General features: G+C 42.9%; 9 protein-coding genes. 7 read left to right on the top strand and 2 right to left on the bottom strand.

The features are described from left to right. Positions 1-18: 18 nt before the first annotated feature. On the top strand, positions 19-525 hold the full coding sequence (locus ACSVDJ_RS17685; protein ID WP_439167657.1) for a YwhD family protein: 507 nt from the start codon (positions 19-21) through the stop codon (positions 523-525). Positions 526-687: 162 nt separating this feature from the next. On the opposite strand, the gene ACSVDJ_RS17680 is transcribed toward ACSVDJ_RS17685, so the two are convergent. Continuing rightward, a complete protein-coding gene (locus ACSVDJ_RS17680) occupies positions 688-2,733 on the bottom strand; it encodes a transglycosylase domain-containing protein (RefSeq protein WP_439167655.1) in 2,046 nt (681 codons plus the stop codon). Between the two features lie 226 nt (positions 2,734-2,959). Between ACSVDJ_RS17680 and speE the strand changes: the two genes are divergently transcribed. The 4 genes from speE to argS all read left to right on the top strand — a co-directional run bounded on the left by speE (position 2,960) and on the right by argS (position 7,005). Further along, positions 2,960-3,790 carry a spermidine synthase gene (gene speE, locus ACSVDJ_RS17675; protein ID WP_439167653.1) on the top strand — a complete coding sequence of 277 codons (831 nt, stop codon included), beginning with the start codon at positions 2,960-2,962 and terminating at the stop codon, positions 3,788-3,790. A 71-nt stretch (positions 3,791-3,861) separates the two neighbouring features. Beyond that, complete coding sequence (speB, locus tag ACSVDJ_RS17670) at positions 3,862-4,746, top strand: agmatinase (RefSeq protein ID WP_439167651.1); 885 nt, start codon at positions 3,862-3,864, stop codon at positions 4,744-4,746. 111 nt (positions 4,747-4,857) lie between these two features. Next, positions 4,858-5,310, top strand: coding sequence for a YwiB family protein (locus tag ACSVDJ_RS17665; protein ID WP_439167649.1), 453 nt, complete (start codon positions 4,858-4,860; stop codon positions 5,308-5,310). Between the two features lie 24 nt (positions 5,311-5,334). Then, positions 5,335-7,005 carry an arginine--tRNA ligase gene (gene argS, locus ACSVDJ_RS17660; RefSeq protein WP_439167648.1) on the top strand — a complete coding sequence of 557 codons (1,671 nt, stop codon included), beginning with the start codon at positions 5,335-5,337 and terminating at the stop codon, positions 7,003-7,005. A 43-nt stretch (positions 7,006-7,048) separates the two neighbouring features. Here the strand turns inward: argS and ACSVDJ_RS17655 are convergent, their stop codons facing one another. After that, positions 7,049-8,167: a phospholipase D-like domain-containing protein gene (locus ACSVDJ_RS17655; protein ID WP_518620701.1), complete on the bottom strand. Its 1,119-nt coding sequence runs from the start codon at positions 8,165-8,167 to the stop codon at positions 7,049-7,051. 286 nt (positions 8,168-8,453) lie between these two features. On the opposite strand from ACSVDJ_RS17655, the gene ACSVDJ_RS17650 reads away from it, so the two are divergent. Further along, positions 8,454-10,685: a (Fe-S)-binding protein gene (locus ACSVDJ_RS17650; protein WP_439167645.1), complete on the top strand. Its 2,232-nt coding sequence runs from the start codon at positions 8,454-8,456 to the stop codon at positions 10,683-10,685. 251 nt (positions 10,686-10,936) lie between these two features. Then, positions 10,937-12,121, top strand: coding sequence for an acetyl-CoA C-acetyltransferase (gene mmgA, locus ACSVDJ_RS17645; protein ID WP_439167643.1), 1,185 nt, complete (start codon positions 10,937-10,939; stop codon positions 12,119-12,121). Position 12,122: the final 1 nt, after the last annotated feature.

Below are 12,122 nucleotides of genomic sequence, written 5' to 3'. Positions count from 1 at the left end.
TAGAAAGGGGACTTCAACGTGGAAAAAAAGAAAAAAGTAGGATTTAATATTATCAAAAACGACCCAACAGACGGTCATAAAGGTTTCGGCAAAGGGGCGCTTAGCTTAGAAAATGTGTCGCCTGTCTTTATTGATGTGGAAGAAGATGATGCTTTTATCGATGTCGGTGCGATGCATGCTCGTAGTGCCGTTGAGAAAGGGATTAAGTTTTTGCCGAATAAAGAAGAGGTACCAGAAGGCGCTAAGCCGTTTTGGCTCGTTTGGGTAACGATTGATCGCTCCGAGGAAGGTCCATTTTATGCAGGCGTGACTGCTTGTGAGATGACGGTGAACCGCGCAGCTCGCCGTGGCTACAAATCTCTTCCTGAACATGTGAACCGCATGGATAAATCGTTAAAAAGTCACATCATCGTGGATCATATGGACGCCCGTTCGAAAAAAATACTGAAACAATTTTTACAGGGTCATAATGCAGAAATGTGGGAATTATCTTCACCGCAATTGAAGGAAGGTTTAGCTGACTGACACCTCTTTGATTGTGTCTAAAATATGAACTTTTTTTCGTGGATTCACGATTCACATATTGCTGAATATTAACAAAAAAAGTACAATAAGGATAATGCACAAGTTGCATAAGCTAGGACAATAAAAAACCTCGGGCCGCACACCCGAGGTTTTTTTAGTAGATTAAAAAGGAAAAAGTCGATCGAACCAGCTGTCTTTTTTCTCTTGTTGTTTCTTTTTCTTCGGTAAGTGCTCCGTACAATACTCTTCAGGTTCAGTCCCTTTCACAAAATACATTTTGCGTGTAATTGGACAGTATTCACTGGCAATTTTTCCGTTTTCAGGGTTCACTTTGACGGCAACGACCCCATCCGGCTTGGAGAACTTTTTCGCTTTTTTCCCTTTGTGGGCTTTTTCCATAAATTCAATCCATATTTTTTTTGCCAATGATTGATCAGCTCCTACAGTAATTTTTCTTCCATCGTCATACCCCGTCCATATGCCCATCGTGAGCTGTGGAGTGAAGCCAATCATCCAATAGTCTGTGTTGGTAGAACCAGATTTTCCAGCGTAAGACCTCGTCATTTTCGGCGCCAGCGATTCACCGGTCACATGAGCCTGACTATTTAACTTTTCATCAAACATTCCTGTCATCATCTGTGTTAAGACCGCCGTTTTCTTATGATCAAGTCTCTCGATACGACTTGGTTGATGCTCATAAATAACTTCTCCGTGCGCATTTTCGACCCTTGTAATGAAAACAGGCTTCTCATATTGTCCGCCGTTCGCGATTGTTGCATAAGCATTGACCATGTCGAGCACGCGCACACCAGAGGTTCCGAGAGCGAGGGAGGGAACGGGCTTTAAAGAAGTTGAAATGCCGAAGTCCTTCGCTGTTTTAATGAGTGTTTCTGGCTTGAGAAAAAGATGTGTTTTCACGGCGTAAATATTATCGGATACGGCTATTGCCTGCGCCATCGTCATTTCTTTATCGGCGTATTGATGATTGAAATTGCTCGGTGCATAGACGTTGCGACCTTCGTCAAACTGAAAGGAAGTCGGTTCACTCGTTAACATCGTCGCTTGTGTGAAGCCGTTTTTTAAAGCGGCATAATACAAAAAGGGCTTAAACGTTGAACCGGGCTGTCGAATCGCTTGAACGGCTCGATTGTACGAGCTTTGCTTGAAGTCTTTTCCTCCAGCGAGAGCGGTCACATAATGGGTTTTCGGCGCGATTGACACGAGCGCTGGCTGGATGTTTGACTCGTCAGGAATCACTTTTTGAATCGTTTGCTCAGCAATTTTTTGATGTGTCGGATTGAGCGTCGTATAAATTCTTAAACCGCCGAGAGCGATCGTCTGCTCATCAATGTTAAGCTCAGAAGCTAATACTCTTTGAACGGCATCGCGAAAATAAGGGGCTTGTTCAACATCGGTGTGAGGATGCTTCGCCACTAGCTGAAGGGATTCGCTTTCGGCCCGTTGCTTTTCCTTTTCAGTAATGATGCCATCCTTAGTTAGCTCCTGAAGAATGATTCCTTGCCGCTTTTTGGCGTTGTCCATCGATTTAATTGGTGAATAAACGGACGGACCTTTCGGAATCCCAGCAAGCATACTGGCTTCAGCGAGCGTTAAGTCGCTCGCTTTTTTGCCGAAATAAAATTGGCTAGCGGATTCAATGCCATAGGCGCCATGTCCATAATAAATTGTGTTCACATAGCCCTCTAAAATTTTCTCTTTAGAAAAATTCAGTTCGAGTCGAACCGTATAGGCAGCTTCCGATAGCTTTCGCTTCCATGTTTTATCATGAGAAAGATATAAATTACGTGCGTATTGCTGCGTGATTGTGCTTGCTCCTTGTACTTTCGACATCGCCTTCAAGTCAGCGACAATGGCTCCACCAATTCGTTTGAAATCGAATCCGTTATGTTTATAAAATTTTTTATCTTCAATGGCTAGAGTAGATTGCAGCAAAAAAGGGGATACTTCATCAAGAGGCACCCAATATCTTTTTTCACCTGCATGACTCTCGCCAATCACCTCGCCATTAGCAGCAAAATATAAAGTGGATTGTGGCACAACAACTTCTGGTTCACCTAAAATTTTGAAGTACATATAACCAGCACTAAACAATAATGCTAAAATGATGACGGCAAAAAAACTAAGAAACAAGCTAGCCCGTACCCACTTGACTGTTCGATGAAATCGTGACAGGGTCGTGATTTTCATATAATCACCTGCCTTATTTAGAATAGATATCTTTCAGTATGAAAAAAAAAACTAGTTTTTAAACATAAAATCCTCTTGAATTTTTGCAAGATTCCACTATACTTTTTTTGTGGAAAAAAGGCGAAACGATGCTTTGACTAAGAATGATTTAGCAAGGGCGGCCTGTTTGTCCGCGCTTTACAGATAATAAATAGACCACTCTTTAAATAGAAAGGAAGAGGATTGAATGGCTGGACTTTGGTATACAGAAAAGCAAACAGAAAACTTTGGTATTACAATGAAGATCAAGAAGACGCTTCACACGGAGCAAACGGATTTTCAATATCTTGAAATGGCTGAAACAGAAGAATGGGGTAATATGCTATTTTTAGATGGCATGGTTATGACTTCGCAAAAAGATGAATTCGTTTATCATGAAATGGTCGCACACGTGCCTTTATTTACGCATCCAAATCCAGAAAACGTTCTTGTTGTTGGTGGGGGAGACGGCGGCGTGATCCGCGAAGTGTTAAAGCACCCAAGCGTGAAAAAAGCGACGCTTGTTGACATTGATGGCAAAGTCATCGAATTCTCGAAGAAATTTTTACCGGAAATCGCAGGCGAGCTTGATAATGAGCGCGTTGATGTTCAAGTCGATGATGGCTTTATGCATATCGCGAACAGCGAAAATGAGTACGATGTCATCATGGTTGATTCTACGGAGCCAGTCGGCCCAGCTGCGAACCTTTTCACAAAAGGCTTCTATGCAGGAATTGCGAAAGCGTTAAAAGAAGATGGTATTTTCGTTGCACAAACAGACAACCCATGGTTCAAAGCGGACTTAATTCGTGAAGTACAACGCGACGTGAAAGAAATTTTCCCAATCACTCGTCTGTACACAGCGAATATCCCAACGTATCCAAGCGGTCTGTGGACATTCACAATCGGTTCGAAAAAACACGATCCGCTTGAAGTAAGCGAAGAGCGCTTCCACGAAATCGAAACAAAATACTACACGAAAGAATTGCACAAAGCTGCTTTCGTATTACCGAAATTCGTCAAAGATATGACGGAGTAAGATGAAAAGAGGTCCTGCTTGCAGGACCTCTTCATTAGCTAAATTTTTTTACATAAAAAGGTGGGGTTGTTATGCGTTTTGATGAAGCTTATTCAGGAAATGTATTTATCGGGAGTCATCCGAACTATGAAGAGAGTAGCGTCGTGTTATACGGGATGCCGATGGATTGGACGGTTAGTTATCGTCCGGGTTCTCGTTTTGGCCCGAGCCGTATTCGTGAAGTGTCGATCGGTTTAGAAGAGTATAGTCCGTATTTAGATATCGAGATGGAGGAACTGAAATATTTCGATGCTGGTGATATTCCATTACCGTTCGGAAATGCTCAAAAAAGCTTAGATTTAATTGAGAACTATATTGATGGTCTATTAACAGATGGCAAGTTCCCACTTGGTATGGGTGGCGAGCATTTAGTGTCGTGGCCAGTAATGAAGGCTGTAGCGAAAAAATACCCGGATTTAGCGATCATTCATATGGATGCTCATACGGATTTGCGTACAGAGTATGAGGGCGAGCCGCTTTCTCACTCGACGCCGATTCGCAAAATTGCTGAGTTGATCGGTCCATCGAACGTATACTCATTCGGGATTCGTTCTGGTATGAAGGAAGAATTCCAATGGGCGAAAGAAAATGGCATGCACATTTCGAAGTTTGAAGTGCTTGAGCCGTTGAAAGACATTTTACCAACACTTGCTGGTCGTCCGGTATATGTGACGATCGACATCGATGTGTTAGACCCGGCTCATGCGCCAGGCACAGGTACAGTCGACTGCGGCGGGATTACATCAAAAGAATTGCTTGCTTCCATTCACGCGATCGCACGCTCTGGAGTAAACGTTGTGGGCGGCGATTTAGTGGAAGTCGCACCAATTTATGATTCGTCTGAGCAAACAGCGAATACCGCTTCTAAGCTGATTCGTGAAATGATGCTTGGCTGGGCTGTAGCAAATAAGAAATAATTAGAGATTCCCCTGGTCAACAGTACCAGGGGTTTTCACTTTTTCAAACATTGCATTTTCCGCTAAAGATTTTTATACTTAATAAGTTATAACAGTGAAAAAATAAAGGAAGTGAAGCGCTTGACGACCAATCAGCAAGCACATATTCCTGTGAATATTTGTTTAACGACAAACATTGAGATGAATGGGGAAAAGGAATCTTACGAGCTCAAGCTTTCGGGACAGTTTTACGAAAAAAGTAGCGGGTTCTTTTTAAAGTACGATGAGGTGCAAGAAGAAGGAACGATTCATACGATTGTGAAATTCTCTCAAAATGAGGCGTTAATTTTACGTAGTGGAGCCGTCAAGATGCGACTACCTTTCCATTTAGACGAACAGCAAAATGGCTCCTATGATAGTCCATATGGCACATTGCTGTTAAGCACACAAACGAACACGCTAGTTCATGAATGTACATACAACGAACAAACCGTACAAGGCATGCTCAAACTAAATTACAACTTGTTCATGCAGGAATCACCAGTTGGAACATACGAAATGAGTATTACATTTCAAGGAGTTTGACTCTAAAAAGGAGGAATTTTCACAATGAATATTGCAGAAAAAGTACAAGAAGAATTAAAAGCAGAAGTGAAAGCGGCCGTCGTAAAGGCAGGCTTAGCACAAGAGGAAGAAATTCCGGCAGTGATTTTAGAAACGCCGAAAGAGAAAGCACATGGGGATTATTCAACGAATATGGCTATGCAGCTAGCTCGCATAGCAAAAAAGGCTCCACGTGCGATTGCGGAAGATATCATCGCTCATTTCGATCAAACGAAAGCATCGATCGAAAAAATTGAAATTGCAGGACCAGGTTTTATTAATTTTTACATGAACAATCAATATTTAACGGATTTAGTGCCAGTTGTGCTACAAGAAGGCGATAAATATGGTCAGACGAATGCTGGAAACAACCAAAAGGTTCAAGTAGAATTCGTGTCTGCGAATCCGACAGGCGATCTTCATTTAGGACATGCTCGCGGGGCGGCTGTTGGTGATTCTTTATGTAACGTGCTTGAAAAAGCCGGCTATGATGTGACGAGAGAATATTATATTAACGACGCAGGTAATCAAATTCATAATTTAGCTTTATCTGTCGAAGCGCGTTATTTCCAAGCGCTAGGTCAGGAAAAAGAGATGCCAGAAGACGGTTACCACGGCAAAGATATCATCGGCATCGGTCAAAAGCTAGCAGAAAAATTCGGCGACAAGTTCGTGTCAATGCCAGAAGAAGAGCGCTACCAAACGTTTAGAGAATACGGCTTGAAATACGAAATGGAAAAGCTGAAAAAAGACTTAGCCAACTTCCGTGTAGATTTCGATGTTTGGTATTCGGAAACATCGCTTTATGAAAACGGCAAAATCGACGAGGCATTGGCCGCTCTTCGTGACAAAGGACATATTTTTGAAGAAGAGGGAGCTGTTTGGTTCCGTTCAACGACATTTGGCGACGATAAAGATCGTGTGCTTGTGAAAAACGATGGCACATACACATATTTAACTCCAGACATTGCTTACCATAAAGATAAATTTGAGCGCGGTCACGAAAAAGTGATCAACATTTGGGGAGCCGATCACCATGGCTATATCCCCCGGATGAAGGCGGCTGTTGAGGCGCTTGGATACAACCAAGAAAGCCTTGAAGTAGAGGTCATCCAACTCGTTCACTTATATAAAAACGGTGAAAAAATGAAGATGAGTAAACGTACAGGAAAAGCGGTCACGATGCGTGAGCTAGTTGAAGAAGTAGGGTTAGACGCTGTTCGTTACTTCTTCGCAATGAGAAGCGGCGATACGCATATGGACTTCGACTTAGACTTGGCTGTTTCACAATCGAACGAAAACCCTGTTTATTATGCTCAATACGCCCATGCACGTATTAACAGTATCCTCCGCCAAGGCGACGAGCAAAATATGCACATCAATCCAGAGGCGGATCTGTCGCTTCTAGTGGCTGAAAAAGAAATTGACTTATTGAAAAAAATCGGTGACTTCCCACAAGTGGTGGCAGAAGCAGCAGAAAAACGTATTCCGCACCGCATCGCTAACTACACGCAAGAGCTAGCAGCTGCGTTCCATAGCTTCTACAACGCAGAAAAAGTGCTCGATCCAAACAATAAGGCGCTATCGGAAGCACGCCTAGCACTGATCAAAGCGGTACAAATCACATTGAAAAATGCGCTACAACTAATCGGTGTATCCGCACCAGAAAAAATGTAATTCAAAAAGCTTGCAGACATCGGTGCTGCAAGCTTTTTCATAGCTATAAATACCTACGAATTACTTTGGCTAGCTGTTCCTGCACTCGTTCACCAATGGATAAGTGATTCAGTCCATCTAACGTTAATGTTTCTGAATTAGCAATATCTTTTTCAATAACAGGTTGAATGCCAGCGATAAATGTAGAGCTATCGATCAAACCGTTACATTCCCAATTGGTGAGCTGGCTACGCTCGTCGAAGTTGGCTGTACCGATATCGCAAAGACGGTTGTCGAATATGACAATTTTCGCGTGATAAAAGCCGTTATTAAATAAATGAATACGCACATTTTCATGTTGAAGTAGCTTTCGCAAATAAGGATAGGCGGCTTGCTTAACGAGTGGATGATCGGCATGGGCAGGTAGCAGGATCGTGACCGACACGCCGCGCTCAAGTGCTGCTATTAGTTGCTGAAACACCGGCTGAGAAGGAATAAAGTAGGGAGAACCGATAAATAAAGACTGTTTAGTAGCTGCGATCATGGAGATCATTTGATCTTCAAGCTCCCCGTTTTTAGAAGGCAAAATCGCGTGTTTAATCCCGTGTTCACAAGTCTTTGCTTGACATATCCCATGTAAAAAAGGTCGTTTCTCCTGATTCCAATCAGCCAAAAACTCCGCTTCCAAATCTTGAATCGCTTCTCCTTTGATACGCAAATGATAATCTCTCCATGGAGACAGTGCAGGTTTTTTGCTTTCGTTTATATATTCGCGACCAACATTGAAGCCACCTAGATAGGCAATTTGATCATCAATCACCGTAATTTTACGATGATTGCGCTGCTGTAGCGAAAAGAAGAAATAAGGAAAGCGAGGCTTGCAGGAGAAATCTACGTGAATACCCGCTTGCTTCAACTCGTTCACGGTGGCTTTTTTGACTTTATAACTGCCGAGCCAATCCATTAATAAATAAACTTCCACCCCACGTTCGGCGGTTTGCTTTAACAGTGAGAAAAAATGTTGACTACATTCATCATCCTTCACAATATAAAATAGGCAGCTTATCCGATGTTGAGCCTCCTTTATATCCGTAAACAACTGATCAAAAAATTCTGGTCCACTTCCAAAAAACTGAATCTCTCCTTTTCTATGTGGGTACTTCTTTTGAGAGGGGGTGTTCATCATTTTTCTTCTTCCAAAATAAAGATCGGCTAAGACGAGAATCAACAGGAAAAAAAGACCGAAAACAAACCACACGATCCCTCCACCTCCTTTTCTTCGTAGTATCTCCAAAATGGAGAAAAAGTTGTTTCCATCATCTTTTTTTTTAAAAAGTAAAATAATTGGTTGACTGAATGCTCATTCATAATATAATAGAGGTATAAACATTCTGAAAATTTTTTATGTTTGCTTTTGTTTAAAAAGGGGGAAATGTTTTGACATCTCGGAAAGGAGTGCGTGGGGGAGAATGAACGGTTTACTGTGGATCAACTTAATTGCAACAATTGCTGTAATCGCTTACGGGGGTTATTTATTCGTTTATTTATTGAAAACGCGTTACGAGTACATTCAATTAGGGAAAAAAGAAGAATTTAATAAAGATGTGAAAGAGCGCTTAAATAACATTTGGGTCAATGTATTTGGTCAAAAGAAGCTTCTTAAGGATAAGAAGAGCGGTGCGATTCACGTTATGTTTTTCTATGGCTTTTTGCTCGTACAGCTCGGCGCCATTGATTTTATTATTAAGGGGATTGTTCCAGGGGCTCACTTGCCGCTTGGCCCATTATATGACGGCTTTAAATTTTTCCAGGAAATTGTCACATTAGTCATTTTAGTGGCGGTTGTTTGGGCTTTCCACCGTCGCTATATTGAAAAATTGGTTCGTTTAAAGCGCGGCTGGAAAAATGGACTTGTGTTAATCTTCATCGGATCGCTTATGCTTTCTGTTCTTGTTGGAAACGGAATGGATTTAATTTGGCATGAGGGAGCAAACGTTCATTGGATGGGCATTGAACCAATCGCTTCAGCAGTTGCTGTAGCGATGGCTGGCATCGGGGAAACAGCTGCCATTGCCATTTTCTATGTGATGTGGTGGATTCATTTAATCGTCCTACTTACTTTCTTAGTCTACGTGCCACAATCGAAGCATGCCCACTTAATTGCGGGCCCTGTTAACGTCTATTTTCACCGTTTAGAAAAGGCTGGAACGCTTCAGCCAATTGATTTTGAAGACGAGTCTCAAGAGTCATTCGGCGTGGGGAAGATTCAAGACTTTAATCAACGACAAATGATTGATTTTTATGCTTGTGTAGAGTGTGGCCGCTGTACAAATATGTGTCCGGCGACAGGCACAGGAAAAATGCTCTCGCCAATGGATTTGATCGTCAAAATGCGTGATCATTTGACGATGACAGGCGCCGCTGTAACGTCGAAACAACCGTGGGTACCAGCTTTCTCTTTCTCTGGTACGAAAGGCAATCAGCTAGCGATGGCTAGTGCGGCTAAAGGAGGCGGAGTCGAAGTAGCAGCGGAGCTTTACAATCCGAGCTTAATTGGTGACGTCATCACCGAAGAGGAAATCTGGGCTTGTACAACATGCCGTAACTGTGAAGATCAATGTCCAGTCATGAATGAGCATGTCGATAAAATTATCGATTTGCGTCGCTATCTTGTATTAACAGAAGGAAAAATGGACCCGGAAGCTCAGCGTGCGATGCAAAGCATTGAGCGTCAAGGAAATCCATGGGGCTTAAATCGTAAAGAAAAAGAAAACTGGCGTGACCTGCGCGACGATGTTCATGTGCCAACGGTGAGAGAAATGAAAAAAGCCGGCGAAGACTTCGAATACTTGCTATGGGTTGGTTCCATGGGAGCATTCGATAATCGCAGCCAAAAAATTACGCTTGCTTTTGCGAAATTATTAAACGAAGCCGATGTTAAATTCGCCATTTTAGGAAATAAAGAGAAAAACTCAGGAGATACACCGCGCCGACTTGGAAATGAGTTTTTATTCCAAGAGCTCGCGACAGCAAACATCGCTGAATTCGAGAAAAACGAAGTGAAGAAGATTGTGACGATCGATCCGCATGCGTACAATATTTTCAAAAATGAGTATCCGGATTTAGGATTGACTGCAGAAGTTTATCATCATACAGAATTGCTTGATCAGCTCGTAAAAGAAGGCCGACTCAAGCCACAGTATGAAGTGAACGAGACGATCACCTTCCACGATTCTTGTTACTTAGGACGTTACAACGAAGTGTATGATCCGCCGCGTGAAATCTTAAAGACGATTCCAGGTGTCAAGCTTGTGGAGATGGAACGTCGTCGCGAAACAGGCATGTGCTGTGGAGCCGGTGGAGGATTAATGTGGATGGAAGAAGATACTGGACACCGCATTAACGTTGCCCGTACAGAACAAGCATTAGCTTGCAAACCTTCAGTCATTAGCTCAGGTTGTCCATATTGTTTGACAATGCTATCTGATGGAACGAAAGCGAAGGAAGTCGAGGACAAGGTGGCGACTTATGATGTGGCTGAGCTGTTAGAAAAAGCTGTTTTCGGTCCGCAAAAAGCCGCAATCACGCCTGAAGAAGAGTCAGAAGAAACAACAGAAGCACCAACGGAAGTAGAACAACCAGAGGAGCAAAAAGAGGCTGTGATCGCAGAAACAGCTTCGGCAGAAGAAGAGCAAAAATAACAGGATAAGGGTGCTGTCACATCGGAGTGCCTCATATGTGACAGCGCCTTCCGCTTTTCTTTTGTAAAATTTTTTTGAATTTTCTTTATTGTTATTTGATTTTATCAAATTTTGGATTAAAATAAGGGTAAGAGAGAGGTAGAGAGGCGAAGGGGTATTTGTGTCTCTTTCCTTTTGATGTTGTTTTGAGCGAGCGTTCAGTCAAATGGTGAAAACGGTTACTTATTCCTAACTTGAAGGAGGAAAAAAGCATGACAAAAACAGTGATTATTGATGGGGCGCGAACGCCTTTTGGGAAATTCGGTGGAGGGTTAAGCTCATTAACTGCTTCTCAGCTTGGTGGGATTGCGATCAAGGAAGCGTTGAATCGAGCAGGTGTTCAGTCTGATCAAGTAGATGAAGTGATTTTTGGAAATGTTCTTCAAGCGGGGCAAGGGCAAATTCCATCGAGACAGGCGGCAAGAGAAGCAGGGATTCCTTGGGAAGTGAAGACGGAAACGATTAACAAAGTCTGTGCATCTGGGCTTCGAAGTGTCACATTAGCTGATCAAATTATTCGTGCGGGCGATGAGGATATCATCGTTGCTGGTGGGATGGAGTCGATGTCTAATGCGCCGTATGCGTTACTAAAGGGGCGTTGGGGCCTTCGTATGGGCGATGCACCATTAGTCGATTTAATGATATCTGACGGGCTATCTTGTAGCTTTACAGGCGTACATATGGGAACATACGGAAACAGTACAGCTGAAGAGTTCAATCTTTCTCGTGAAGAGCAGGATGAATGGGCGGTAGGAAGCCATGAAAAAGCGATTGTAGCGATTGAATCTGGCAAGCTAGCAGAAGAAATCGTTGCTGTTCAAGTACCACAGAGAAAAGGAGATCCTATCACAGTTTCCCAAGATGAAGCACCACGTAAAGAGACAACGAAAGAAACGTTAGCTAGGTTGCGTCCAGCTTTCGGGAAAGAAGGAACGATCACAGCAGGAAATGCACCAGGTGTTAATGATGGAGCAGCTGCCCTAGTGCTAATGAGCGACGAACGGGCAAAGCAAGAAGGGAAAACACCGCTCGCTACAGTGATTGGTCACGCGGAAGTCGCAGTAGAAGCGAAAGATTTTCCACAAACACCTGGTCTTGTTATTAATGAGTTATTGAAAAAGACGGGGCGTTCTTTAGAAGAAGTCGATTTGTTTGAAATTAACGAAGCGTTTGCAGCAGTCGCTTTAGCTAGCGGGAAAATTGCTAATTTAGATTCTGAGAAAGTGAACGTCAATGGCGGTGCGGTCGCTCTCGGTCATCCGATCGGTGCAAGCGGTGCGAGAATTATTTTAACACTTGCGTATGAATTGAAGCGCAGAGGTGGCGGTATCGGAATTGCATCTATTTGTAGCGGTGGCGGTCAAGGCGATGCGGTCATGATTGAAGTGCAAGGGTAAT

This window comes from Bacillus sp. Hm123 (assembly GCF_051842975.2).
Classification (GTDB): Bacteria; Bacillota; Bacilli; order Bacillales; family Domibacillaceae; genus Bacillus_CE.
Note: the sequence above shows the minus strand (reverse complement) of the source record. Positions and strands in the feature narration are given on the sequence as shown.